Genomic DNA, 25,303 nt, shown 5'->3' on the forward strand with positions numbered 1-25,303 from the left:
CAAGGAATCGTGATCTGCCTTTACCTCTCGGCAAAGCAGCTTTGCCATAAAGGACATAGCGCCGCCATGATCGCGGGCGTATAGAAAATCGTCTCCCCTTGGCGTTACGCCATGTCATCCCCCGCGGCCCTGCAGCCTCGTGTGCTCCGCCGCGCCACCGTGAGTGATCCCGGAAGATGTCGGATCAGATTTACCAGGCGCCGATGGTTCGGCGCGCCGCGCCCAATTTCCGGGTGATCGCGATGATCGTCGCGAGTGCTATGCTGATGGAAAACATCGATGCGACCGTGCTGGCGACCGCGTTGCCCACCATGGCGCGCGATTTCGCCGTCAGCGCCCCGGCCATGTCGATCGCGCTGACCTCCTATCTGCTCAGTCTGGCGATCTTCATTCCGGCGAGCGGCCGGATGGCCGACAGTTTCGGCTCCCGCACCGTGTTCCGCGCGGCGATCGCCGTCTTCGTGATTGGCTCGATCCTCTGTGCGCTGGCGCCGACCCTGTCCTTCCTGGTCTTGGCGCGGCTGCTACAGGGTATAGGCGGGGCGATGATGATGCCGGTCGGGCGCTTGGTGCTGATGCGCAGCGTTGCCCGCAAGGATATGGTCAGCGCTATGTCCTGGTTGCTGGTGCCGGCGCTGATCGGCCCGATCGTCGGCCCGCCGCTCGGGGGCTTCTTCGTCACCTATCTCGACTGGCGCTGGATTTTTTATATCAACGTGCCGGTCGGCATCATCGGCATGATCTTCGTCTCGATCTATATCGACGAGGTGAAGGGCAAGGCGAGCGGTCCCTTCGATACGATCGGCTTCGTGCTCTCCGGCCTCTCGCTCGGCTCACTGCTTTTCGGCTTCGAAATGTCGAGCCACGAGGGCGAGGGCGCCTTCTCGATCTTCCTGATCGCCGTCGGCCTCATCTTCGGCATCGGCTATCTCAGGCATGCCCGCAGGCATCCCTCGCCGATCATGGATTTTTCGCTGATGAAGGTGCCGAGCTTCGGCACTTCGGTGATCGCCGGTTCGCTGACGCGCATCACCCAGGGTGCCCAGCCCTTCCTGCTGCCGCTGCTTTTCCAGATCGGCTTTGGCCTGTCGGCAGCCGCCGCCGGCCAGATCGTCATCGCCACCGCCCTTGGCGCGCTCGCCATGAAGCCGATGGCGAAGTTCGTCTTCAGCCGGCTGGGCTTCCGCCGCAGCCTCGTCCTCAACGGCATCTTCGGCACCGTCGGTTATGGTCTCTGCGCCGCCTTCCGGCCGGACTGGCCGATGCCGCTGATCTTCATCGTCCTGGTGCTCAGCGCCTTCTTCCTGTCCTTCCAGTTCACCGCCTATAACACCATCGCCTATGACGAGATCGAGAAAGAACGGATGAGCTCGGCCACGAGCTTCTACACCACCTTCCAGCAGCTCATGCTGTCGCTCGGCATCTGCATCAGCGCCTTGGCGCTGCACGGCTCGATGGCTTTCAACAATGTCGAAACGCCGTCGCTTGGCGATTTCTCCATAGCCTTCATCGTCGTCACGCTCATCTCGATCACCGCCACCATCTGGAACCTGCGCTTCTCCAAGACCGCCGGCGAGGAGATCAGCGGCTACAAGGCGAAACGGACGACAAGGGATTGACCATGTATAAAACAAAGGCTTGAGGTGCCTCGCTTGAATCAAATTCTGCGTTGGACACTCAGCCTTCCATCGCGGCCGCCATGTCCGCAAGCTTGCGCACGGTGTTGAGATTACGCGAGGTGCCGGACTTCAGCGCGGGGAACTTCAGCTTCGAGCGGCCGGACCCCTTGGGATAATGCACATAGATTTCGCGGGCGGCGAGCTTCGCTTCCTCGCCATCGGGCGCCACCATTTTATCGAGCGCATTTCCGGGCGGCTTTTCCGGCAGGAAATAGACGAGCAGGAAGTTCGGCTTGGCATCAGGGAAGGGCGCGTCGGCGGCAATCGCCTCGAGCGCCTTGCTGGTCCGCACCATGACGCCCGGCCGCTTGCCCAACTTCTGCCCGAGCGCCGCGTCGAGCTTTTCCTCCACGGCCGTTTCGGATGCATCCGAGCGGAAGAGCACATTGCCGCTCTGGATGTATGTTTTCACGTCTGAGAAGCCGAGGCCTTCGCAGATGGTCTTGAGTTCAGCCATCGGCAAGGCGCCGGTGCCGCCGACGTTCACGGCGCGGAGGAGGGCGATATAGACCGGCATTTGCTTCTTCCTCGGCACACCTCTAAAGATTTCACATCTTCCCCGCCACCTTGATCGCAAACGCATACTCGAACGCAATCTCCTCCAGCCGCTGGAAGCGCCCGGAGGCGCCGCCATGGCCGGCGTCCATGTTGGTCTTGAGCAGGATGGGTGCTGCGCCGGTCGTCTGGTCGCGCAGCTTCGCCACCCATTTGGCCGGTTCCCAATAGGTGACGCGCGGGTCGGTCAGGCCGCCGAGCGCCAGGATCGGCGGGTAGGCTTTGGCGCCGACATTGTCATAGGGCGAGTAGGCGGCGATCTGCTCGTATTCTTCCTGGCTGTCGATCGGGTTGCCCCATTCCGGCCATTCCGGCGGGGTGAGCGGCAACGTGTCGTCGAGCATGGTGTTCAGCACGTCGACGAAGGGGACGGCTGCGATGATGCCGGCGAATTTCTCCGGCGCCATGTTGGCGACGGCGCCCATCAGCATGCCGCCGGCCGAGCCGCCCTCGGCGATGATCCTCGCGTAAGAGGTGAACTTCTGTTGATTCAGATAATCGGCAGCAGCGACGAAGTCCTTGAAGGTATTCGTCTTCTTGTCCATCTTGCCGTCTTCGTACCAGGAAAATCCCTTGTCCTTCCCGCCGCGGATATGGGCGATGGCATAGACGAAGCCGCGATCGGCAAGCGACAGGCAATTGGTGTTGAAGCCGGCCGGAATGGTGATGCCGTAGGCGCCGTATCCGTAGAGCAGGCAAGGCGCGGTGCCGTCGAGCGGCGTGTCCTTGCGATAGAGCAGGGTGACCGGCACCTTCTCGCCATCCCACGCCGGGGCAAAGACGCGGCGCGTGACGTAGTCGTCGGGATTGTGGCCGGACGGCACTTCCTGCGTCTTCAACAGAGTGCGCTCGCGCGTCACCATGTTGTAGTCGTAGAGCTGCGACGGCGTCGTCATCGAGGAATAGGAGAAGCGGATGACATCCGTGTCGTATTCCGCCGCACCCGAAAGCCCCAGCGAATAGGCTTCCTCGGCGAAGGCGATCGCATGTTCCCCGCCGGTCGCCCGATCGCGGATCATGATCTGCGGCAGCCCGTCCTTGCGCTCCAGCCAGAGAAGATGGCGGGCATAGGCCATGTGGCTGATGATCAATGTGCCGGGCTTGTGGGCAACGACTTCGCGCCAGCTCTCCTTGCCTGGATTGTCGACAGGCGCTTCCATGATCTTGAAATCCTTGGCGCCGTCGTCATTGGTTAGGATGTAGAAGATATCGCCGCCCTCGGTCAGGGAATATTCGATGCCTTCCTCGCGCGCCGCCACCAGCTTCGGCTCAGCGGTGAGGTCCTTGGTCGACAGCAGCCGGTATTCGCTGGTTTCGTGATCGTGAATGTCGATATAGATGACATCGTCGAGCAGCGACCCGCCGACGCCCATGAAGAAGCCGGCATCGGCCTCCTCATAGACCAGCCGGTCTTCCGATTGCGGCCGGCCGACAATATGGTGGAACACCTTGGAAGGCCGGTGGTTCTCGTCGAGAGCCGAATAGAAGAAGCTCTTGCCGTCGGGCGCCCAGACGCCGCCGCCGCCGGTGTTCTCGATCCGGTCGGCAAGGTCCTCGCCGGTTGCGAGATCGCGGACCTTCAGCGTGTAGAATTCCGAGCCCTTGTCGTCATAGCCCCAGATGCCGTGGCTGTGATCGGTTGTATGGTCGAGGCCGGCGAGGCGGAAATAGGCCTTGCCCGATGCCTCCTTGTCGCCGTCGAGCAGCACCGTGCGGATCGTCTCATCAGTGACGTCGCCGTCGCGGGCGATGCGGAAATAGCGCGGCTGTTCGCCGCCGGTCACGTAGGAGGTGCCATAGGCATAGGCGCCGTCCTTCACCGGCACCGAGCTGTCGTCTTCCTTGATGCGGGCGCGCATTTCCGAAAACAGCAGCTTCTGCAGCGGTTTGGTGTCTTCCATCGCGGCGTTCATATAGGCGTTTTCGGCTTCGAGATGCCGGCGGATCTCCGGGTCGAGGATCGATGGATCCTTGAACATCGCCTGCCAGTTGTCGGCACGCAGCCAGGCATAATTGTCCGTGCGGGTAATGCCGTGGCGCGTATCGGAGACGGGCTTCTTCGGTGCGGCAGGCGGTGTCGGCAGGCTGTTGAAAACGGACAAGGAATGGCTCCGGATCGGGATATCGGGTTGGCAAGAGATAGAGGCGCACTGGTCCCGGATCAAGCGGCAAGGCTGCGTCAAGGCGGTGGATAGGCTTCCACAGGCTTGGAGGTCACCCTGCCGGCCTTGCCTTGATGTCACCACAATATTTAAGAATGTCCGCTATCGCAGAGCGAAATTTACACGTGCCAAGCCCCCGGCAAGCTGCCTGTGGCAGGGTGAAGAATGGACAACAGCAAGGGATTTCTCCGCAATGCCGAAACATCTGCTCCTGTTTGTATCCCTCGTCAGCCTTGCTGCCCCTGCCTTTGCCGTCGATCCCGCCATCAAGAAGCAGCTTGAAAAACTCGATCCCTCCACCCGCCTGGAACAGAGCTGCGACACTGAGGCAATGAGCCGCATCAACCAGGACAGCGCCGGCTTCAAGCCCGACAAGGTGATTGCCTATACCTTCAAGGACCCGATCCCCGGCGACAATTCGCTGCAGGCGCCGGGCGCCGTTTTCCGCAGCAAGGGCGACTGGTACCATCTCTCCTACAATTGCATCACCGGCCCGCAGCATATCAACGTGCGCGAACTGAATTACCAGATCGGCGACAAGGTGCCGCGCGAGAAGTGGGACAAGTATTATCTCTACGATTGATCGCCTGTCCCATTGACTGCGCTAACAGGCCACATGGTTTTGGACGAATGCAGTCGCTAAATTTGGCCGATCGAATCGTAGAAGTCCTTTCATGAACCGCATCTTGCTTGCTTCGGCGTTTCTTCTGGCCGGCCTGTCTACGCTGTGCGCGGCCGAAGCGCCGCCGCTGCCGGCCGCCGCCGCTCCGCTCATGAAGAGCCCAGCGGTAAAGCTCGTCGAGCCGCATCTGCATATTGCCCGCTCCAACATATCAGGCCATGCCCGCATTGCGCTGACCTTCGATGCCTGCATGGGCCAGGCGGACGAGCGCATCCTGTCGACGCTGGTGCGTGCGCGCATCCCGGCGACGATCTTCGTCACCGCCCGCTGGCTGAAGCACAACCCCGCAGCCCTTGCCGTGTTCCTGCAGAACCCTGATCTCTTCGAACTCGAAAATCACGGAGAGAACCATATCCCGGCCATCGACACGCCGACGCTAGTCTATGGCATCGCCTCGGCCGGCTCGCCGCAGGCGGTGAAGCAGGAGGTCGAGGGCGGCGCCGCGGCAATGACCGCGGCGGGCATTCCCGCGCCACATTGGTTCCGCGGCTCGACCGCCAAATATGACTTGTCCGCCATCGGCGAGATCCGCGCCATGGGCTATCGCATCGCCGGTTATTCGGTAAACGGCGACGGCGGCTCGCTGCTCGGGGCCGTCATCACCGAAAAACGCATCGCCTCGGCCAAGGACGGCGACGTCGTCATCTCGCACATCAACCAGCCGACCCATGCGGCGGGCGAGGGGGTGGCGAAGGCTCTGGTCGATCTCAAGATGAAGGGGACGGAGTTCGTTCGTCTGGAGGATGTCGAGGATATGGGTGACGACAAGACGACGGAGTAGTTTTGTGGCTAACGGTGGCCGTGGCCTCTACCGCAACTCATGCCCAGCCCCCAGCCTATCCTCTCCAAACCGTCGCAGCCCCGGCCCATCCCTGTCGAGCGCGAAATCCTCGAACCAGTCGCGATGCATGCCGGCCAGCATCGCGCCGATCATCTGGGCGGCGAGATAAGAAAAGGTGATGCCGTTGCCGCCGTAGCCGTAGGCTGCGAACACATGCGGCATATGGGGCACCGGGCCGATCAGCGGCAGGCCGTCGGCGGTTTCGCCGAAGGTTCCGCACCAGGCGTGCTCCACCCGCGTATCCGCTTTCGGCCATAGCCGATTTATCTTCTCGCGAATCGCCATGATCTTGGCCGGCAGCTTGAGGTCGCGGGCTTCGGGATCGGCCGTGCCGTCATCCTCGCCGCCGGCGACGATGCGATTGTCCTCTGTCGTGCGCATGTAGAGATAGGGGTGGCTGTCCTCCCATATCAGCGCCCTCTCGCGCCAGAAATTTGCCGGGTCCTGGGGTACGGTGGCGAGCGCCCAGCTCGAACTGGTGCGGTGCAGCTTCGGCATGTAGAGGCCCGGCATCGAATAGCCGGTGGCAAGCACGGCATGCCGCGCCTCGATGACGTGGCCTCCGTCCGTCTCGGCCGTGACGTGATCGCCTTCACTGTGAAGCGCGGTGACGGAAGCATTGACCAGCCGCGCGCTGCGCCGGACGGACATTTCGATCAATGCCCAGGTCAGAAGCAGCGGATCGGCCTCGGCCGAACCCGGCGAATAGATTGCCCCATCCCGATCGAGTTCGAACTGGGTGAAGAGGTCGGGATGTTCGAGATAGACGCCGGGCAGGCCGGCCCGGCGGCGAAGTTGGCGCTCCTCCAGCAACTCGCGCGCGCCTTCCTGGTTGGCGGCGAGATAGAGCGTGTTGCGCGGCCGGAAACCGCAGGCAATCCCGTGTGCGGCGATCAGTTTGGAAAGGCCGGCGACCGCTGCTCCGCTGCGGCGGTAAATGCCGGCGGCGCGTTCGAAGCCGTAATAATCCTCAAGTTCGGTGAGCGTGCTGTCGATTTCCCATTGCAACATCGCGGTGCTCGCCGCAGTGCTGCCGAAACCGGGCTCCTCCCGGTCGATGATAACAACGGAAAAACCGCGCGCCGTCAGATGTTCGCCAACCAGGGCGCCGGTGATGCCGCCGCCGATCACGGCGATGTCGGTGGAAAAGCTCTGCTCGATCGGCCGCCATTCCGGCCGAATGCCGCTTTTCCCCCAGAGCGATCGACCGCTGACCATCTGGTCGTGATCGGATTCGTTGAGAGTGAGATCAGACGCCACCACTATCTCCCCGGTTGATCATTTCGGCAATTGCGGCTGCGGCTTTTCCTCGATCAGTATTTCGTCGATGACAGTCATGACGATTAGCGAAAGCGGAAGCGCCAGCATGGCACCGACGGCACCCCACATCCATGTCCAGAACAGGATGGCGAGGAAGACGACGAAAGGATTGATTTCCAACCGCCGTCCCATCACCGCCGGGAAGATCAGGTTTTCCATCAGGAGATGCACGGTGAAGAAGGCTGCGGCCGGCATCAGGCCGACGAGGAGGCCATCATGGGTCAGGATGCCGGCGACGGCGACGGCCAGCGTCATCAGCGTGATGCCGAGATAGGGGATGAAGCTCGACAGGAAGGCGAAGAAGCCCCAGAGCACCGGCGCCGACAACCCGCCGGCATAGGCGATGACAGTCATGACAACGCCGAGTCCGACATAGATCAGCGAGGCCGTCGCGAAATAAAAGCCGAGCACTTGCTCGACGGCGTTGATGACACGGATGGCGGCCAGGCGCTGCGTGCGAGTGCGGAAGGTCATGATGATCGTCTTGCGGAGGTTGACCCGACCCGCGAGGAAGAACAGCAGCGCCGCAAAGAAGATCATCCCCTGCACCAGTGCCGGCGTCAGGCTGCTCGTCACCACGTGCAGGACGTTGCCGGTGTTTTCGAGCAGCGCACCGATCGACATCGACCCGCTTTCAAATGTCGCCGGCGTGATATGCAGCCATCGGATTCGCTCCAGATAAGGCATGACGCGGTTTATCATTCGCTCGGCGAAGGCCGGGCCCTCATTGGCAAACGTCATCAGCGGATCGGCGAGCGAGTTGATGAGCAGGAAGATCACCAGCGCCACGCTGCTTGACAGGATAAAGGCGTTGGCAAGCCGCGGCACTCCCATCTTGCTGAGCTTTTCTGCCGCCATGCCGAGGATCATGCCGACGACGACGGCAAGTGTGATCGGGATGAGGATCAGCGACATCAGATAGACCGCGGCAAGGAAGAGAATTCCGAAGATGCCGATGATCGCCCAGGCCATGCTTATATCCAGGCCGTCTTTCTCAAGCCGGTGCAGCGGTGCCGGCGGCAGCTCTTCGGCTGCCTCCTTCAGTGTCTGCGCCCAGGCGCTGGTGCGGCGTTCGCCGATCGCAATCTTCTTGGCTTGTTTGCGGATGCCATTGGCGATGCCCATGCGGTGAGGTCCCCCGAAGCTCATTGCTTCGTGACCGAAACGCGCCGACGCGGTTCCGGTTCCCTGAGGCAAAGGGCTAGCCGGCAAACCGCACGCGGCACCTCTTCATACGCATTGTTTTGCCCGCATGGCGCGAATGTTTTCGGCCGTTTCGGGCTGATTCGCGCTTGGGAAATTACGCCGAAAGCGTCAGGCCGATACCCCAGGGATCCTTGAGGAAGGTGCCGCCATCGCGCTTCTCGCTCTTGATCTCCAGCGCATCGAGCTTGGAGATCGCCGCATCCAGCGTCGCATTGTCGTTGAACCGGACCTTGTAGTCCGAAAGTCCGGTCATATTGTCGGCGCGGGCGGCGGCACCCCGGCTGTTCCAGATATTGGCGGCGAGATGGTGATGGTAGCCGCCGGTCGCAAAGAAACTGGCACCGGGACGGCTCGCCATCAGCTTGAGGCCGAGCACGTCGCGATAAAAGGCGTCGGCCTGCGGGATGTCGCCGACCTGCAGATGCAGGTGGCCGATCGCCGTTCCCGCCGCCATGCCGCCCCAGCGTTCGTCCGGTGCGCTGTCGTAGAGCGCCTGCAGGTCGAGGCGCAGCGTCGCCATCTCCACCATGCCGTCCTGCTGGAATTTCCATTGCTCGTGCGGCCGGTCGGCATAGATTTCGATGCCGTTGCCTTCCGGGTCGGACAGATAGATCGCCTCGCTGACGAGATGGTCCGAGGCGCCGTCGAGCACGACATTGTTCTGGGCCGCATGGCGCAGCCAGCGCGCCAGTTCGGCGCGATCCGGCATTAGGAAGGCGGTGTGGAAAAGGCCGGCCGCGTTGCGCGGCGCGATCGCGGCATCCTTGGCCGTCGTTAGCGTCAGCAGCGGCAGATCGCCGACACCCAGCACTTGGCCGCTCGCCGTCTCCTCGATGACCTTCAGGCCGAGCATCGATTGATAGAAGCCGGACACGAGAGCAAGGTCCTTCACGACGAGATGCGACTGGTCGATATAGGCGGGCCGCGTCAGCGCGTAGGAAGTTTCGGTCGTCATGGATTGGTCTCCTGCCTGTGATCTGTCCTGTTGAAAGGAAGGCGTGCCGGCGGTGGCGGCAAATGTGCCGCCTGCAGCAAGGCCGAGGAAGTTTCGCCGGTTCATTCGCCTCTGTCTCCTCTCAGCCGCCGTACCTGATCTCTATATGGCGGATCGCGATTGTTCACAGAAGACCCGTTTTTGATGATGAAGTGTTGAGCGGGTGTTGACGATGACTTGCGCCCACTTGATCGCGGTGAATGCGTCCATATCTTCTTTAGAGGATACTTATACATCTCAGTCATGGAGGGAGCCATGTACAGGAAGATCATCGTAGCGATCGCGCTCGGGGGCATCGAAAAGGGAGAAAAAATCCTTCGCAAGGCCGCATCGCTGCTCGACGACGGCGGCGAGATCGTCGCACTCAACGTCATCGAGGATGTCCCGACCTATGTCGCGATCGAACTGCCGGCCAATATGGTCGAGGATGCCATGCAGGACAGCCGCGACCAGCTGAAGGCGCTAATAACAGAAACCGGCATCGCGGCAACCGTCGAGATCCGTAACGGTCCGCCCGCCAAAGCCATCATCTCGACCGCCGAAAGCTACGGCGCCGACCTCATAATTGTCGCCTCGCATGTTCCGGATTTTTCCAACTACTTCATCGGCGCTACCGCCGACCGGGTCGTGCGCCACGCGAAATGCTCTGTGCTCGTCGACCGGCAAAAGGTCTGATTGCGCGAGCCGTCTCGGCGCCAGACAGCCTGTTACGAAGATTGACCGCTTGTGCACTTCGCCGCAGTTGCGCACCCGTTCGTTCGATGCGACGATTGCCATTGGGTCTGAAACGGATTGGCGTGCATGGCCGAGTTCAACGGCATTCGCTGGGCTTACGACAGATACGAACTGATCGCCGATGGCATCGTCCATGGCGTCGGTCTCGTGCTGGCGCTGATCGGCGCCACGGTGTTGATCTTCTACGCCACGCTCTGGAGTTCCTACGGCGCGCTCGCCGCCGCCTGGATCTATGGCGTCGGGCTGGTGCTGACGCTAGCCATTTCCTTTTCCTATAATGCGTGGCCGGTCTCGCGCACCAAATGGTATCTGCGCCGCTTCGATCATTCGGCGATCTTCCTGTTGATCGCCGCCACCTACACGCCCTTCCTCGAACGCGGCGCAGACGACCCGCTGCTTCTGTTCATGCTGGTGGCGATCTGGCTGTTTGCTGCTGCCGGCATTATTCTGAAATGCGTCTTTCCCGGCCGTTACGACCGTGTCGCCATCCTGCTCTATCTCGCCATGGGCTGGAGCGGCGTGCTGGTGGCCGAACCTGTCGCCTCGCGCATTCCCTCCGCCTCGATGCTGCTGATCGTCATCGGCGGGGTCATTTATTCGCTCGGCGTCATCTTTCATGTCTGGGAGAAGCTGCGCTTCCAGAATGCCATCTGGCACGGTTTCGTCGTCACCGCCGCGGCCGTGCACTATTCGGCCGTCTTCACCTGTTTCAGCCTGTCGGCGCCGGGCGTCTGATAAAGATCGCGCCCGGCGTCTCTCGCAGGTGGATCCGCCGTTTACATCTTTTGGGGCAGGGCGTATGCCGCCTGTCGCAGACAAAACGAACAGGCAATTATGAAAGACACCGTCCTCCTCCGCGACGCCACCGAAACCGATCTTCCCGCCATCCGTGATATCTACAATCACGCCGTCGAACACACGACGGCGATCTGGAACGAGACGCTAGTCGATCTCGAAAACCGGCGGGAATGGATGAAGGCGCGCAAGGCCCGCGGCTTTCCCGTCATTGTCGCCGAGCTGTCGGGCAAGGTCGCCGGCTATGCCTCCTATGGCGACTGGCGCGCCTTCGACGGTTACCGCCACACCGTCGAGCATTCCGTCTATGTCGACAAGGATTGCCGCGGCGCCGGCATCGGCGAGCGGCTGATGCGCGAATTGATCGTCCGCGCCGCGGCGGGCAATATTCATGTGATGATCGCCGGCATCGAGGCCGAGAACACCGCCTCGATCCGGCTGCACGAAAAGCTCGGTTTTCGCATCGCCGGTAGATTTTCCGAGGTCGGCACCAAATTCGGCCGCTGGCTGGACCTCACCTGCATGGAGCTTCGCCTGCCTTCGGCCTAATCCGGCATCCCTCGGGCCCCCGGGCATTGCCATTGTCAACGGCGCTCTCCATCTTTTTATTGTAGTCAGAGCTGTGTAAGAAAGTAGAGGCGACCGGCTTCGAGGGTGGCCTTAGAATGGTATGGAGGTGAACAGTTCAATGGCAAAGCACGGATCGTCGCTCGGTCTCCTTGCCCTCGCTCTTCTGGCATTTCCGCCGGTCGCCGCCCGGGCCGCCGATTGCGGCAGCCTGGCCTCGCCGAAGCTCGACTGGCAGGAATGCACCAAGAAGAACCTGATGCTGCAGGGCAGTGATCTCGAAGGTGCCAACCTCGTCGGCACGGATTTCTCGCTGACTGATCTCGCCGGCGCCAACGTCAAATCCGCCAATCTCGAAAAGGCGACTTTGGTGCGCGCCTCGCTCGAGGGCGCACACGCCGAAGGCGCCAGCTTCGCCAAAATCGAAGCCTATCGCGCCAGCTTCGCCAATATCATCGCCGAAGGCGCTTCCTTCGCCGGCGCCGAGCTGCAGCGAGCCAATTTCGCCGGCGCCAGGCTTGCCGGCGCGAGCTTCGAAAAAGCCGAACTCGGTCGCGCCGATTTCGACAAGGCGGTGCTGACCGGCACGAAATTCTCTTTCGCCAATCTCTCCCGTGCCGATCTCTCCGGCGCAAGTTTGGAAGGCCCGGCGATCTTCGAGCGCGCCTTCATGTTCCTCACCCGCATCGAAGGCCTCGACCTCTCGGCGGCATCCGGCCTCGAACAAGCCCAGATCGACCTTGCTTGCGGCGACACCTCGACCAAGCTCCCCGCCGGCCTCTCTGCGCCGACGACCTGGCCATGCCCTGCCGAGCATGAGTGATCGGTCAAGACTCGCCAGCCGGACCGTCGCGCTGTAGGCCCGGTTTTGCGCCGAAAGCTTGCCCCTCACCCTCTCCCTCTCCCCGTAGAAACGGGGCGAGGGGACGTGCGATACGAGACGTATCGTGGAACGGAGAAGTTGCCGACAGGCGAATGAAGGGCAGGTTGCCTCCTGCGCCGAACGTCTATTGCCCCGGCTCAAACACCATGGAATGGCCGTTGATGCAGTAGCGCAGGCCGGTCGGCGGCGGGCCGTCGGGGAAGACGTGGCCGAGATGGGCTTCGCAGCTGCCGCAGCGGATTTCGGTGCGCACCATGCCAAAGGCGGTGTCGCGATGCTCGGTCACCGCATCGGGCGAGACGGCTTCGAAATAGCTCGGCCAGCCGCAGCCGGCGTCGAACTTCGTGTCGGAGCGGAACAGCGGGGCGTTGCAGCCGACACAGCGGTAAAGCCCTGTCTCGAAGGAATCCCAATAGGGGCCGGTGAAGGCGCGCTCGGTGCCGTGCTGGCGGGTGATGCGGTATTGCTCGGGGGTGAGCTGCTCCTTCCATTCCGCATCGGTCTTGTGGATCTTGGCGGTGGTTGCGGTTTCGGACATGCCATGCTCCTTTCGCCGAGGGGCGGTTCCGTTTTGCCAGAAAATGTGGTGCGCCGTCGACAGTTCATCAAGACTTGGGCACCATCCCGCCCCATTGACCATGTACCGCTTTTTGGGGAGGGCGCCTGCTCTTACATCCGTTAGGGGTTTTCTGTTAGGGTTAATGTTACGTGTATAGGGGAATCACTGGTGTTTGAAGCAGCAATCGTCCTGCTCTACGGCTTCGTAGCCGCAGCCGCCATGGCGGTCACGCTCCTGGAGGGCTGGGCCAACCATGACGGCTTGACGCTCCATCGTCTGGCGGGGCTTTTCGCCTGCCTGCTGTGGCCGCTGACGCTTCTGGTCTTTATCCTGCACGGCTGCGTTGTCCGGTTGCTGACCCGTCTTTCCCGATCGGCCGCCTGATTACGTCGAATAGCTCCTGCGGCCGAAATCGCTTGAGACGCCCTCCCGTTTCGCCTAAGTCAGAAGACAGGCCGGTTTTCGCTGGTGCGTCGTTTATCGCTGTTGGGGAGGAGATATGGCCGATGTCACGGCTTTGACATTTCTGGCCCTGTGTCTGCCGCTTGTCGGCGCTCTTGCCGCTCCTCTCGTCATCCGCATCTTCGGCGCCAACGGTGCCTGGTTTCTGGCGCTCGCGCCCTTGCTCGCCTTTCTGCATTTCCTGCGTTTCGTGCCCGCGATCGCGCGCGGTGAGGTCGTCGCCGGCGGTTATGCCTGGGTACCGAGCTACAATCTGTCCTTCTCCTGGTTTCTCGATGGCTTGTCGCTGGCTTTTGCACTGCTGATCACCGGCATCGGCACCCTGATCGTGCTGTATGCCGGCGGCTATCTCAAGGGACACAAGGATCAGGGCCGCTTCTTCTCGTTTATCTTCCTCTTCATGGGGGCGATGCTCGGCCTCGTCGTTTCCGACAGTTTCCTGATGCTCTTCATCTTCTGGGAGCTGACGTCGATCACCTCCTTCCTGCTGATCGGCTTCGATCACGAGCGCGAGGCGGCGCGCCGCGCCGCCCTGCAGGCGCTTGTCGTCACCGGCGGGGGAGGGCTCTGCCTGCTGGCCGGCCTGCTGCTGCTCTGGAACATATCGGGCGTCACGCAGCTGTCGCAGCTCATGGCATTTGGCGATGCCGTGCGCGAAAGCCCGTTCTATCTCGCTGCCCTTATCCTGGTTCTTGCCGGCGCCTTCACCAAGTCGGCGCAGTTTCCCTTTCATTTCTGGCTACCGAACGCCATGGAGGCGCCGACGCCGGTGTCGGCCTACCTGCATTCGGCCACGATGGTGAAGGCGGGTGTCTATCTGCTGATGCGGCTCAATCCCGTCATGGGGGCGACCCCCGCCTGGGAAATCCTTCTGCCCTTCTTCGGCGGGTTGACGCTGGTGGTCGGCGCCACGCTCGCCATCGGCGAGGCCGACCTGAAGCTCAAGCTCGCCTATACCACCGTCTCCTCGCTCGGCCTGCTCGTCATGCTGATCGGCTTCGGCTCCGAACATGCGGTGGAGGCGGCAGCGCTCTATCTGGTGGCGCATTGCCTTTTCAAGGGTGCGCTGTTCATGGTCGCCGGGATCATCGATCACGAGACCGGCACGCGCGATGTCACCAGGCTCGGCGGCCTCGGGCGGGCGATGCCGCTGACGTGGGTCATCGCACTTGCGGCGGCCCTCTCCATGGCCGGCCTGCCGCCCTTCTTCGGCTTCCTCGCCAAGGAGGAGATCTATACGGCACTCACCGGCGGCGATGTCCGCGCGCTTACCTTCACTACCATCACCGTCTTCGGCAATGCGCTGATGTTTGCCGTCGCCTTCGCCGTGGCGCTGAAACCCTTTCTCGGCCGGCCGGTGGAGACGGAGAAACATCCGCACGAAGCGCCCGTCCTGCTCTGGCTCGGCCCGGCCGTTCTCGCTGCCCTCGGCCTGCTTGCCGCGATCTTTTCGAGCTTCACGCACGCTGCCCTGTCGTCGCCGATATCAGCCGCGATCCGCCAGACCCCTGCTGAGATCGACATTTCGCTGGCGCTGCATCCAGGCGTGCCCTTGGCGGTCTCCGCTTTGACAGTGCTTCTCGGCATCGGCGTCTATTGGCAGCTCGCCCTCGCCCGCGTGGCGATGGCGATCTTCCTGCGCGCCGCCGGGCGCGGGCCGGATCACGGATTCGATCTTGCCATATCGGGCCTTGTCCGCTTCGCCGCCCGCACCATGCGTATTCTGCAGCCGGGGCGGCTGCAAATCTATATCGCCTGCACCTTCCTCTCGGTCGCCGCCATCCTCATCATCCCCCCCGTCGTCTTTGGTGAATTGCCGCAGCTTCCAGCCTGGCCGGCGGATGTCCGGCTCTATGAATGGGCGGTTTTGCTGATCGCTGCGGTCGGCCTTGCCGCCGTGCTCGTCGCCCGCGACCGGCTGACGGCAATCGTCTCGCTTGGCATTCAGGGTCTTGCCGTCGCTATCATCTTCCTGCTGTTCGGGGCGCCGGATCTCTCCTTCACCCAGTTCATGGTCGAAACCCTGTCGGTGGTCATCCTCGCCCTGGTCATGACCAGGCTCCGCCTCTCCCCGGACGATCGGCGCCCGCTTGGCCGAAGGCTCTTCGACGGCGCGCTTGCGCTCGTCTGCGGCCTCGGCTTCACGCTTATGCTGATGCGGGCAACACAGGTGCCGTTCAACGATGCGCTGACGGTGTTCTTCAACGCCTATTCGAAAACGATTGCCCATGGCGCCAATGTCGTCAACGTCATCATCGTCGACTTCCGCGGCACTGATACGCTCGGCGAAATCGCCGTCGTCGCGGTCACCGGCCTTGCCATCCTGGCGCTGATCCGCATCCGCGCCGGCACGGAGCGCAAGCTTGCCGCCAATGATCCAGTGGAGGCCGAGGGCTGATGCATACCCTGATCTTCCGCACCATTGCCCCGTTCCTCACCGCGCTGATGCTGCTTTTCTCCGTCTTCGTGCTGCTGCGCGGCCATAACGAGCCGGGCGGTGGCTTCATCGGCGGGTTGATTGCCGCTTCGGGACTGGCGATCTATGGCATTGCTCTTGGTGTTGCCGCCGTTCGCCGCGCGCTTTTCTTCCATCCGCTGTCGATCGCCGGCTTCGGCCTGCTGCTGTCGACGCTATCAGGCCTTCTCTCCATCCTTTTTGCCGTTCCCTTCATGACCGGCCTCTGGGTCTATCCGAACCTTTTCGGTCTCGAAGTGCCACTGTCGAGCGTCATGCTCTTCGACGTCGGCGTCTATCTCGTCGTCTTCGGCGCTATCACCTCGATCGCGCTGACATTGGAAGAAAAGGAGGTGGAATGATGGAGCCGCTTCTGGCGATCCTCGTCGGCCTGTTTTTCGCTGCCGCCATCTATCTGATGCTGTCGAAATTCACGATCCACATCATGCTCGGCATCGCCATCCTCGGCAATGCCGTCAACCTCCTGCTCTTTACTTCAGGCCGGCTGACGCGCGAGGTGCCGCCAATCATCCCGGCGGGTCTCGACGCCTTGCCCGCCGGCACCGCCAATCCGCTGCCGCAGGCACTGATCCTGACGGCGATCGTCATCTCCTTCTCCTTCCTCGCCTTTCTGCTGGTGCTGACCTACCGCGCCTACCAGGATCTCGGCACCGACGACACCAGCGAAATGCGCGCCGCCGAGCCCGACGACCGGCCGCTGCCGCCATTGGGGTATTGATGCAGATGTTGGTGCTGGCGGTTACACCCCTCTGCCCTGCCGGGCATCTCCCCCACAAGGGGGGAGATCGGCTGGGGGCGAAGTCTCACCCTCGTCAGATGCCTGAGATAGACGAAGCGGCTGGGGGTGCAATTGATATATCGGCAAGGGCGCGCGTCTTGCCGATCTCCCCCCCTGTGGGGGAGATACCCGGCAGGGCAGAGGGGGGCATCCCACGGCACGCCCCTCGCGTTCCCAAAGGCCACGCCTGATGGCCGCTCCCACCTCCGCCGTCGATCTCTCCGCCGCCCTGATCACCGCCCCGGTGCCGATCGGCCATTGGCTTGCCATTCTGCCGGTCGCCCATTGCATCACGCTCGGCGCCGTCCTGCTGATGCTGCGCGCCTACCCCCGCCTGCAGGCCTGGCTGGCCATTTTGGGCCTTGTGTTGCTGGCGCTGATCGATGCGGCGCTGCTGGCCAAGGTCGTGGCCGAAGGGCCGCTCACCATGGTGATGGGCCGCTGGCTGCCGCCCTTCGGCATCGCCTTCACGGTCGACCTCTTCGGGGCGCTGATGGCCTTCACTTCAGCCCTTGCTGCGCTCGCCGCCGGCATCTATGCGCTGACCGATATCGGTGACAGCGGCCGGCGATACGGGTTTTTCCCGCTGCTCATGCTGCTGATGGCCGGTGTCAGCGGCGCCTTTCTCACCGGCGATATCTTCAATCTCTATGTCTGGTTCGAGGTGCTGCTGATCTCCTCCTTCGGGCTGATCATTCTCGGCTCCGAACGTCGGCAGATCGACGGTGCGCTGAAATATGCGGTGCTGAACCTCATCGCCACGACGCTGTTCCTGATCGGCGTCGGCATCCTTTATGCCGTCTTCGGCACCCTCAACATGGCCGATATCGCAGTAAAGGCGAGGGATTTGCGCGCCACGGCGCCGCTGATGACGCTGGCAAGTCTCTTCCTGCTCGCCTTCGCCATGAAGGCGGCCGCCTTTCCGGTCAATTTCTGGCTCCCAGCAGCCTATCATACACCGCGCATCGTGGTCTCGGCGCTGTTTGCCGGCCTGCTCACCAAGGTCGGCATTTACGCATTGATCCGGGTGGTCGTCATGCTGCTGCCGGTGGAGCGCCAGGAATTGAGCCTGCTGATTGCGCTTATCGCCGCGGCGACCATCCTCGTCGGCGCGCTCGGCGCGCTTGCCGAAAACGATATCCGCAGGCTGTTCGGCTATGTCGTCATATCGGGCATCGGCAATATGCTTGCCGGCGTCGCACTTGGCGGTACGGGCGGCGGCATCAGCGGCGCAGTCTTTTACGCGCTTCATTCCATGGTGCTGATGACGGCGCTTTATCTTGCCGCTGGTGAAATCGCCCGGCGCGGCGGCGGCTTTCTATTGTCGACGCTCGGCGGCCTCTACCGCCAAAGCGGCGGCTTCACCGCGCTCTCCCTGGTGCTCTTCCTTGCCGCCTGCGGCCTGCCGCCCTTTTCCGGCTTCTGGCCGAAGGTCATTCTCGTCAAGGCCGCGCTCGATAGTGGCGCCTGGTGGCTGGCGGCCGTGATCCTCGCCGGCGGTTTTCTGACGACGATCGCCTTTGGCCGCCTCTTTCTGCTCGCCTATTGGCGCCCGGCGCCGATGGCCGCGAAACCGGCCGCAGCCCTCTGGGGCACCGGCCTGCCGCTTGCCGCGCTGACGGCGCTGGTCGTCGGCTTCGGCATCCTGCCGGACCAGCTGCTGGCGCTGTCGCAATCGGCCGCCGCCGGTCTTGCCGATCCAGAAGCCTATGTTCATTCGGTCTTTCCCGGAGGCATCAGGTGATCGCCTTTCTCTTCAATCTTCTGCTCGCCATTGCCTGGGTCGCCGTCACCGGCAGCGCCTCGCTGCACAATCTCGTTCTTGGCTTCCTGCTTGCCGCCCTTTCGCTCGCCATCATCCGCGAACCCTTCGGCGGCAAGGGATATCTGCGCCGCGCCAGCCTGGTGTTCTCGCTCGCCCTCTTGTTCCTGAAGGAATTGTCGCTGTCGGCCTGGAGGGTCACACTCACCATTCTTTCGCCCGATATGAAGCTGAAGCCCGGCATCTTCGCCTTCCCCCTGACGGTGACGAGCGATTTCGAGATCACTCTGCTGGCAAACCTCATCACCCTGACACCCGGCACGCTTTCGGTCGATGTCTCCACAGATCGCCGCACGCTCTATGTCCATGCGCTCGATTGTTCCGATCCCGAGACAGCCAAGCGCGATATCGCCAATGGTTTCGAGCGCAAGATCATGGAGGCTTTCCGGTGATCACACCTGCCGCCATCGTCGCGGCCGCATCCTCGGCTGCACTCATCATCCTCGGCCTGGCACTGATTCTGACGGTCTGGCGCGTCGTTGCCGGCCCGACATTGCCGGATCGCATCCTCGCCCTCGATATGCTGACCGGCATCGCCATCGGTTTGATCGCCGTCATCGCGGTCAAAACCGGCTTTTCGCTCTATATCGATATCGCCATTTCGCTCGGCCTCGTCGGTTTCCTGGCAACGGTTGCCTTCGCCCGATTCGTGCTGTCGCGCGGCAACATCAAATCGCCGGCGTCCGCATCTCCGGCAAAGGCCGGCGCCAAACGGCGTGCGGGAGGGAAGAAACGATGATGGATTATATCCTGGCCGGCACCACTGCCTTGCTGCTGATATCGGGTGCGCTCTTTGCTCTTTCGGCAGCGATCGGACTGGTCCGGCTGCCGGACCTCTATACGCGTATGCACGCGGCCTCGAAGGTCGGGACGGTCGGTTCCGGTCTGCTGCTTCTTGCCGCCGGCCTCTATTCGCAGGAACTGTCGATTCTCGCCCGCGCCATTGCCGGCTTCGTCTTCCTGCTGCTGACGGCGCCGGTCTCCGCCCATCTGCTGGCCAGAGCCGCCCACCTTTCGGGATATGCGCTCGGCGCCGTCTCGGTCCGCGACGATATGCGAAAGCGCTGAGCCTGTGCTGTTTCGCCGCTTTACCAGATTTATGCAAAACTTATGCACAGGAAGCTGTGAGTAAAGCTTGCCAGAACGCGCCTTAATTCTTCATCTGTCATTTTTTCTCAAGAAAAACGACAAATAATAATTGGCCTTTCGACCAAACGATGGTATTTGAAAATGCAAGTAGAGTTCTGATTGTGAATCGCAATCGTACTGCTTCCAAGTCTCTCAGTTTTGATTTTTTATGTCTAAACTGGGGCCATCGCCTGGGGCATGACGTAGTGATTTGCAGCCAGGCAGTATTAGAACAGGTCTCGCTCTTCGGAATCTAGGGGTGGATTTCGCGTTTTTCGAAACAGAAGGTCGCTTCCCGTGCTTTTGCTGTTCGCTTCTACGAGGCGGGTCTTTGACGTAACAGTCAAAGGCCGTTTGAGCATGCTAACAGGAGAAAAAATATGACGGAAATGGCGACCGGCAATGCGCCGGAGCTGCTTGTGGAACTGACAGCCGACATCGTCGCGGCTTATGTCAGCAACCATGTTGTCCCGGTCAGCGACCTGGCAAATCTGATTTCCGACGTGCATTCGGCACTGAGCAACACGTCCGTACCGCAGCCTGCTGCGGCCATCGTCGAAAAACAGAAGCCTGCAGTCTCTGTCCGCAAGTCCGTACAGGACGAGCAGATCACGTGTCTGGAATGCGGCGGCAACTTCAAGTCCCTCAAGCGTCACCTGATGACGCATCACAGCCTCTCGCCGGAAGAATACCGCGAGAAGTGGGACCTGCCGACCGACTACCCGATGGTAGCGCCCGCCTATGCCGAAGCGCGTTCGCGCCTGGCAAAGGAAATGGGCCTGGGTCAGCGCCGCAAGCGCGGCCGCGGCTGAGCTTTTTCGAAAGCCATCAACGACAAAAGCCGGGTCTTGTGCCCGGCTTTTCTGTCTGTGCTTGCGGCGGCGCCTCTGACCTATGCTTTGCGAGCAGCCGTAGAATGTATTCCTATACTATCAGCAAGTGTTAATGTACTGATTCGTTGATCGTAGCGCTTCCTGAATCGCTTGGGGCGCGGCGTCTCTCAGAACCCCTTATCGCAAGCGCGTTCAGGCCGCGGCGCGAAGCTTTGCTTCCTCACGGATCCTGTTGACCATCGATCGCAGTCCATTCGAACGCTGCGATGACAGGTTCTCCACCAGACCGATCTTCGAGAAGATCTCGAAGGCATCAAGGCCGGCGATCTCCGACGCCGTCTTGCCGGAATAGGTGGCAAGCACGATGGCGACGAGGCCGCGGACGATATGGGCGTCGGAATCCCCTTCGAAACTCATGACCGGGTTGTCGGGATCACCTGTTGTATGCGTCACCAGCCAGACCTGGCTGGCACAGCCCATTACCTTATTTTCGGAGGTACGCTTCTCCTCGGCGAGGTCCGGCAGCGCCTTGCCGAGTTCGATGACATAGCGGTAGCGGTCTTCCCAATCGTCCAGGAAGGCGAAGTCGTCGATGATCTGGTCGAGGGATGCCATGGGAAAGCCTTTCAATCTTAAAACTGCATATAGGTGAAAGACCGGCGGATTTGAACCGTTAAAGCGCGCCGCGTCGAACAGGATTCATGCGACACGCTTCAATTCCTCGTTTTCATGCGTGTCGTGATCTCTAAACCGCGGCACGCGTCCTGGTGACATGCATGAAAAAGAAACGCCGTGAGGGATGGGCATCCTCACGGCGCAGCAACATGCTGAATTAAACAGGGCAGGCACGTCAGGCATGGGGCATTTCCGCGTCGTGCGGGCCACCGATGCAAGCTTGGAAAATCTAGATCGCCGGCTTCGGCGTCGGCAGCGGGATCGCGCCGGTGACAACCGTCTCGGCGGAGGCGTCATCTTCGACCGGCGGGCGGTAGGGCATCGGCTGGTTCAGCGCGGCCTTTGCCTCGCGTACCTTTTCCTGGATGGCGGGTGCCGTAAGCGAAGGCATGGTGAGAGCCACCGGCATTTGCGTTTCGGCATGTTTTGCTGTCGCCGGCGTCTCGTCCTTGAACTGGCTGTCGAGCAGTTCATAGGCGACGTGGGCGCCTTCACGCGCCCGGTAGCCGAGTGCGGTGAGCGTTTCGGCGCCCTTGGCGCAGACCTCGGGTTTTTCTGAGCACATGCCGGTGAGATAGTCATAGGCGCCGCTTGCCGCCGTAAAGGCGTCGGAAAGCTGCAATTGCGGGCCGCTGGCGAACTTGTCGGAACCCTCCGTGCTAAAGACGGAAAGGAGCACGAGCACAAGGCCAAACCAGAAGGATCCTTTGATTAGAAACCACATTGTCGTTGCCCATCCTGTTTTCCCGTCCGGTTCTTGTCGCCGAATCAGGCCGGTTGTCCGGTGTGATTTCACCCTACCGCCAAGTTGCGAATGCCGCTTTTCGAAACTCACGCGCATTTGCGGCAAATTTAGTTCAAATTTTAGCGAACGGTATTTGACGGACATTTTAGTCGAATGCGAGCGATCGCCGTTAAGCATCAGGGCAGCACCTCGCTGCAATTGCAGGGCTTTTGCCGGCTCGCCTTGCCACAGGAGTTAACGCAATGCTGAAATATGAGGAAAATCCGTCGCTTACCTGCCATTAACCACAAAAGGCAAAGAGCCTTTCAGATGCTTCAAAACGGGATTTTCGGGCCTTTTCGGCTGTGAACAGCGCTTTTGCCTTATCCTTTCTTTAAGCCGCCGGGGCCTATTGTCCGGATCGATAGACAGCCTTTTTGGGCGGGTATTGCGTGCGAGTATTGAGTAACATTGGCGGCTGGGTGACGGCGCTCGTAGACCGGGCGGCGACAAGCTGGCTCTCCCGGACGGGCGGCGGTGAAGCCGTGCGCCAGCGCGAGCTTGCGATCCTGCGCCGCCTCGTGCTGTTCTCGTCGGCTGCGCTTATTGCCGCTCCGATCGGCCTCTCGGCGGTCACCAGTCCGGCCGTCGCCTTGCCGGCAGGGGTCGCCATGGTTTGCGCCGCCTTTCTGTTCTCCGCCGTCGGCAGCATCGCGCTTGCCCGTCAGGGCTCGTCCGCCGGGATCGCGACACAGTCGGCCGAGGACTTCTTCCTTGACGCCACCCCCGGGCTCGTCTTCTTCCTCGATCCGCACGGCAGTGTGGCCACGATCGGCGGCCGCGACCGGCGCGATTTCCTCGCCTGGATGCGCGATCCCAAGGGCAGGGGCTTCCTGGAGCAGGTGCACGTCTCCGACCGCATCCTTTTCCTGCAGGCGCTCGATAGCCTGCGCCGGGGCGAGGATGCCGAGTGCGTCGATCTGCGCATCGACCGCCCCTCGGTCGCGCGCGATCAACGCCAGTTCGCCTATCTTAGAATGGACATGACGGCCCGGCGCGACGCCGACGGCGAACTTGCCGCCGTCATCGCTCAGCTGCGCGATGTCTCCGTCGAGCAGCAGCTGCGGGCCGAAGCCCAGAACCGTGTTGCCGATGCCGAATCGGCAAACGACGCCAAGTCGCGCTTCCTCGCCGCCGTCAGCCACGAACTGCGCACGCCGCTGAACGCCATTCTCGGTTTTTCCGATATCCTGATCGGCGAATATTTCGGCAAGTTCGAAAACGACCGTCAGCGCGAATATGTCGGCCTCGTGCGCGAATCCGGCGCCCATCTCCTGTCCGTCGTCAACACCATGCTCGACATGAGCAAGATCGAAGCCGGCCGCTACGAGCTTATCCTTGAACCTTTCGATATAGCGAGTTCGGTCAAATCCTGCGAATCGATGCTGGCATTGCAGGCCAAGACCAAAGGCCTGACGCTGACGAGCCGGATCCAGCGCGGCCTCGGCGAGATCGTCGCCGATCAGCGCGCCATCCAGCAGATCCTCATCAATCTCGTCGGCAATGCCATAAAGTTCACCGAGGCCGGCGGCGTCGTCTCGGTCGACGCGGCGGCACGCGACGGCATCCTCAAGCTGACGGTCAGCGACACCGGCATCGGTATTGCGGCCGACAAGCTGGCCTTGCTCGGTCAGCCCTTCGTCCAGATCCAGAACGACTATACCCGTCGCTTCGAAGGCACCGGCCTTGGTCTTTCCCTGGTCAAGGGGCTGGTGGCGCTGCATGGCGGGCATTTCGCCATCGCCAGCCAGCCCGGCGAAGGCACGATCATCACCATAGAGATCGCGGTGGACGGCTCGGGCGCCATATGCGCCGAAGACGCCGGTCATGGCGCGACTGTCGAGTTCCCGCCGCGGCTGAAGGGCGCGCTCAATGCAGGTGTAGAATTGGGGGAGGGGCGTTTGGATGGCCGCGCACAAGCGAAAATCGCCTAAGGGAAGAAGGGGACGGCAGCAGCCGGGCCTCTTGATGTCGGGTGCAGCCGCCCTGGGCGGCCTCAGCCTGCAGGGCGCCTCGGTGCTCGGCGGCGTCATCGGCCGCAATCCCTCGGTTGCCGGCGGCACGATCACCTTTGTCGTCATCTTCTCCTTCGTCGCCGCCAATGCGCTCTGGTATCAGCCGGGCCTGCATCCCCACCCGATTTTCCGCACCCGCGATCCGCAGTCTTCCAACGTGCTCGGCGCCCGCCGCCCGGCGGAGGAGCAGCAGGGCGACGTCACCACCTTCCGCATCGAGCGGCCGGAGGATGCCGCGACCACCACCAACGCAACGCCGGCGCCGGCCGCGCCCGGCCAGCAGCCGAGCCAGCTCGTCATGGACATCCAGCAACAACTGGTGCGCCGTGGCCTCTATAACGGCATACCCGACGGCGTCATCGGCCCACGTACCAGCGCGGCCATCCTCTTCTTCGAGGAAACCGTCGGCATGGCCCAGACCGGCGATCCGACGCCGCAGGTGCTGGCGGCGCTGAAGACTGATTCAGCCGGCCCCTCGACCGTTCCCATGGAAAAGCCGCCCGAGGATGTCAGCTCGAAGGCAGCGGCGGAAGACCCGGTCGCAGCGGCGATCCGCAGCGCCGAAAAGACGGTCAAAACCGCTCCGTCATCCGCAAAGCAGGTTCCCTCAAGCGAAATCACCAATGTCGACCTGGTGCTGAAGATCCAGAAGGGCCTTTCCAACATGGCCTATGCCAATGTCGGCGTCGACGGTGTTGCCGGCGAGCAGACCCGCGCGGCCATCCGCCATTTCCAGAAGCACTACAACCTGCCCGAAAACGGCGAGCCGACCCAGGCGGTGCTGAAAAAACTCAAGGAGATCGGCGCAATTTAGCCCGAAGCCTGTCGCGCAAAAGTGCGTAGCGCTTTTCCCGCGCACAGCGCGAAACGCCTTAGAAACACCCCTACCATAACCGGAAACCCTCGCAGCCCAAGCGGCCTGGCCATGTCGTCTGGAACACCGCCAATCGCCGCATTGCCGCCGCTGGCTGCCCGGTCTATACCGCGCCGATGAGATTACGCGCCGACATCTTCGTTTCCGCCCTCCTGCGCCGCGTCTTCGCCAGCGGCGATTTTGCCGCCGTCGAAAAGAAGGGTGCGGAGGAGGCGGGTGCGATCTTCATCCGCCAGCATTTTCGCGACGGCCTGGAAACGCTCTATGCGCCTGCGCCGCAGACCGCCTTCGGCGAAGATGAGGCGGGCGCCCGTCTGTTCGAGATCCGCCTGTCGCGCAGCGAGCCGGAGGCGGTGCGCGCCATGCTGGAGCGGGAACGCCGGTTCGACCCCGATCTGTGGATCGTCGAGCTCGAGGCGGAGGAATTGGGCGACATGATCCCGCTTGCACGGGATGGCTGAGGGCTGGCGGGTCTGCC

27 protein-coding genes are annotated in these 25,303 nt (G+C 62.1%); 19 read left to right on the forward strand and 8 right to left on the reverse strand.

Features of this window, described 5'->3' with window-relative positions; all coding sequences use genetic code 11:
* Positions 1-176 precede the first annotated feature (176 nt).
* On the forward strand, positions 177-1,619 hold the full coding sequence (locus K6N12_RS06370) for an MFS transporter (protein ID WP_097627643.1): 1,443 nt from the start codon (positions 177-179) through the stop codon (positions 1,617-1,619).
* A 58-nt stretch (positions 1,620-1,677) separates the two neighbouring features.
* On the opposite strand, the gene K6N12_RS06375 is transcribed toward K6N12_RS06370, so the two are convergent.
* Both K6N12_RS06375 and K6N12_RS06380 read right to left on the reverse strand, forming a co-directional pair.
* Positions 1,678-2,196 (reverse strand): DUF1697 domain-containing protein, encoded by a 519-nt coding sequence (locus K6N12_RS06375; protein ID WP_097627645.1) that lies wholly within the window; start codon positions 2,194-2,196, stop codon positions 1,678-1,680.
* Positions 2,197-2,227: 31 nt separating this feature from the next.
* Positions 2,228-4,336, reverse strand: coding sequence for a S9 family peptidase (locus K6N12_RS06380; protein WP_097627647.1), 2,109 nt, complete (start codon positions 4,334-4,336; stop codon positions 2,228-2,230).
* Between the two features lie 253 nt (positions 4,337-4,589).
* Between K6N12_RS06380 and K6N12_RS06385 the strand changes: the two genes are divergently transcribed.
* Positions 4,590-4,979: a DUF930 domain-containing protein gene (locus K6N12_RS06385; protein ID WP_003587774.1), complete on the forward strand. Its 390-nt coding sequence runs from the start codon at positions 4,590-4,592 to the stop codon at positions 4,977-4,979.
* Positions 4,980-5,070: 91 nt separating this feature from the next.
* On the forward strand, positions 5,071-5,859 hold the full coding sequence (locus tag K6N12_RS06390; RefSeq protein ID WP_097627649.1) for a polysaccharide deacetylase family protein: 789 nt from the start codon (positions 5,071-5,073) through the stop codon (positions 5,857-5,859).
* Between the two features lie 27 nt (positions 5,860-5,886).
* On the opposite strand, the gene K6N12_RS06395 is transcribed toward K6N12_RS06390, so the two are convergent.
* The 3 genes from K6N12_RS06395 to K6N12_RS06405 all read right to left on the reverse strand — a co-directional run bounded on the left by K6N12_RS06395 (position 5,887) and on the right by K6N12_RS06405 (position 9,505).
* On the reverse strand, positions 5,887-7,179 hold the full coding sequence (locus tag K6N12_RS06395; protein ID WP_097627651.1) for an NAD(P)/FAD-dependent oxidoreductase: 1,293 nt from the start codon (positions 7,177-7,179) through the stop codon (positions 5,887-5,889).
* A gap of 18 nt (positions 7,180-7,197) precedes the next feature.
* Complete coding sequence (locus tag K6N12_RS06400; RefSeq protein ID WP_097627653.1) at positions 7,198-8,364, reverse strand: AI-2E family transporter; 1,167 nt, start codon at positions 8,362-8,364, stop codon at positions 7,198-7,200.
* Positions 8,365-8,539: 175 nt separating this feature from the next.
* Positions 8,540-9,505 (reverse strand): VOC family protein, encoded by a 966-nt coding sequence (locus K6N12_RS06405; RefSeq protein ID WP_179867139.1) that lies wholly within the window; start codon positions 9,503-9,505, stop codon positions 8,540-8,542.
* A 189-nt stretch (positions 9,506-9,694) separates the two neighbouring features.
* Here K6N12_RS06405 and K6N12_RS06410 point away from each other — a divergent pair, with 189 nt between their 5' ends.
* From K6N12_RS06410 to K6N12_RS06425, 4 genes are all read left to right on the forward strand, one after another.
* Complete coding sequence (locus K6N12_RS06410) at positions 9,695-10,114, forward strand: universal stress protein (RefSeq protein WP_097627655.1); 420 nt, start codon at positions 9,695-9,697, stop codon at positions 10,112-10,114.
* Positions 10,115-10,240: 126 nt separating this feature from the next.
* The gene (gene trhA, locus K6N12_RS06415) at positions 10,241-10,909 is read left to right on the forward strand and encodes a PAQR family membrane homeostasis protein TrhA (protein ID WP_097627657.1); all 669 of its coding nucleotides are present in this window, start codon (positions 10,241-10,243) and stop codon (positions 10,907-10,909) included.
* Positions 10,910-11,008: 99 nt separating this feature from the next.
* Complete coding sequence (locus tag K6N12_RS06420; RefSeq protein ID WP_097627659.1) at positions 11,009-11,518, forward strand: GNAT family N-acetyltransferase; 510 nt, start codon at positions 11,009-11,011, stop codon at positions 11,516-11,518.
* A 139-nt stretch (positions 11,519-11,657) separates the two neighbouring features.
* Complete coding sequence (locus tag K6N12_RS06425; RefSeq protein ID WP_097627661.1) at positions 11,658-12,359, forward strand: pentapeptide repeat-containing protein; 702 nt, start codon at positions 11,658-11,660, stop codon at positions 12,357-12,359.
* A 184-nt stretch (positions 12,360-12,543) separates the two neighbouring features.
* Here the strand turns inward: K6N12_RS06425 and msrB are convergent, their stop codons facing one another.
* Positions 12,544-12,957, reverse strand: coding sequence for a peptide-methionine (R)-S-oxide reductase MsrB (gene msrB, locus K6N12_RS06430; protein WP_097627663.1), 414 nt, complete (start codon positions 12,955-12,957; stop codon positions 12,544-12,546).
* Between the two features lie 189 nt (positions 12,958-13,146).
* Between msrB and K6N12_RS06435 the strand changes: the two genes are divergently transcribed.
* The 9 genes from K6N12_RS06435 (at position 13,147) to K6N12_RS06475 (ending at position 20,456) form a co-directional block, all read left to right on the forward strand.
* Complete coding sequence (locus K6N12_RS06435) at positions 13,147-13,362, forward strand: hypothetical protein (protein WP_097627665.1); 216 nt, start codon at positions 13,147-13,149, stop codon at positions 13,360-13,362.
* Positions 13,363-13,477: 115 nt separating this feature from the next.
* Complete coding sequence (locus K6N12_RS06440) at positions 13,478-15,838, forward strand: putative monovalent cation/H+ antiporter subunit A (RefSeq protein ID WP_097627667.1); 2,361 nt, start codon at positions 13,478-13,480, stop codon at positions 15,836-15,838.
* On the forward strand, positions 15,838-16,257 hold the full coding sequence (locus K6N12_RS06445; protein WP_097627669.1) for a Na(+)/H(+) antiporter subunit B: 420 nt from the start codon (positions 15,838-15,840) through the stop codon (positions 16,255-16,257). The genes K6N12_RS06440 and K6N12_RS06445 overlap by 1 nt, the downstream gene beginning before the upstream one ends.
* Positions 16,257-16,634, forward strand: coding sequence for a Na+/H+ antiporter subunit C (locus K6N12_RS06450; RefSeq protein WP_097627671.1), 378 nt, complete (start codon positions 16,257-16,259; stop codon positions 16,632-16,634). The genes K6N12_RS06445 and K6N12_RS06450 overlap by 1 nt, the downstream gene beginning before the upstream one ends.
* 250 nt (positions 16,635-16,884) lie before the next feature.
* Positions 16,885-18,438, forward strand: a complete 1,554-nt coding sequence (locus K6N12_RS06455) for a Na+/H+ antiporter subunit D (protein WP_097627675.1) — start codon at positions 16,885-16,887, stop codon at positions 18,436-18,438.
* A complete protein-coding gene (locus K6N12_RS06460; RefSeq protein ID WP_131711496.1) occupies positions 18,435-18,908 on the forward strand; it encodes a Na+/H+ antiporter subunit E in 474 nt (157 codons plus the stop codon). The genes K6N12_RS06455 and K6N12_RS06460 overlap by 4 nt, the downstream gene beginning before the upstream one ends.
* On the forward strand, positions 18,905-19,255 hold the full coding sequence (locus K6N12_RS06465; protein WP_097627679.1) for a cation:proton antiporter: 351 nt from the start codon (positions 18,905-18,907) through the stop codon (positions 19,253-19,255). Before K6N12_RS06460 ends, K6N12_RS06465 begins: the two co-directional genes overlap by 4 nt.
* Positions 19,252-19,584 carry a monovalent cation/H(+) antiporter subunit G gene (gene mnhG / locus K6N12_RS06470; RefSeq protein WP_097627681.1) on the forward strand — a complete coding sequence of 111 codons (333 nt, stop codon included), beginning with the start codon at positions 19,252-19,254 and terminating at the stop codon, positions 19,582-19,584. The genes K6N12_RS06465 and mnhG overlap by 4 nt, the downstream gene beginning before the upstream one ends.
* 440 nt (positions 19,585-20,024) lie before the next feature.
* Complete coding sequence (locus K6N12_RS06475) at positions 20,025-20,456, forward strand: Ros/MucR family transcriptional regulator (RefSeq protein ID WP_003569414.1); 432 nt, start codon at positions 20,025-20,027, stop codon at positions 20,454-20,456.
* A 213-nt stretch (positions 20,457-20,669) separates the two neighbouring features.
* On the opposite strand, the gene K6N12_RS06480 is transcribed toward K6N12_RS06475, so the two are convergent.
* Positions 20,670-21,092 carry a SufE family protein gene (locus tag K6N12_RS06480; protein WP_003587751.1) on the reverse strand — a complete coding sequence of 141 codons (423 nt, stop codon included), beginning with the start codon at positions 21,090-21,092 and terminating at the stop codon, positions 20,670-20,672.
* Between the two features lie 289 nt (positions 21,093-21,381).
* Positions 21,382-21,876 carry a DUF5330 domain-containing protein gene (locus K6N12_RS06485; protein WP_097627683.1) on the reverse strand — a complete coding sequence of 165 codons (495 nt, stop codon included), beginning with the start codon at positions 21,874-21,876 and terminating at the stop codon, positions 21,382-21,384.
* Positions 21,877-22,328: 452 nt separating this feature from the next.
* On the opposite strand from K6N12_RS06485, the gene K6N12_RS06490 reads away from it, so the two are divergent.
* From K6N12_RS06490 to K6N12_RS06500, 3 genes are all read left to right on the forward strand, one after another.
* Positions 22,329-23,870, forward strand: coding sequence for a sensor histidine kinase (locus tag K6N12_RS06490; protein ID WP_097627685.1), 1,542 nt, complete (start codon positions 22,329-22,331; stop codon positions 23,868-23,870).
* Positions 23,842-24,765: a peptidoglycan-binding domain-containing protein gene (locus K6N12_RS06495; protein WP_097627687.1), complete on the forward strand. Its 924-nt coding sequence runs from the start codon at positions 23,842-23,844 to the stop codon at positions 24,763-24,765. The genes K6N12_RS06490 and K6N12_RS06495 overlap by 29 nt, the downstream gene beginning before the upstream one ends.
* A gap of 176 nt (positions 24,766-24,941) precedes the next feature.
* Positions 24,942-25,286, forward strand: a complete 345-nt coding sequence (locus K6N12_RS06500) for a DUF1491 family protein (protein WP_097627690.1) — start codon at positions 24,942-24,944, stop codon at positions 25,284-25,286.
* Positions 25,287-25,303 lie beyond the last annotated feature (17 nt).

Origin of the sequence: Rhizobium redzepovicii (assembly GCF_019793435.1) — a bacterium.
Classification (GTDB): Bacteria; Pseudomonadota; Alphaproteobacteria; order Rhizobiales; family Rhizobiaceae; genus Rhizobium; species Rhizobium redzepovicii.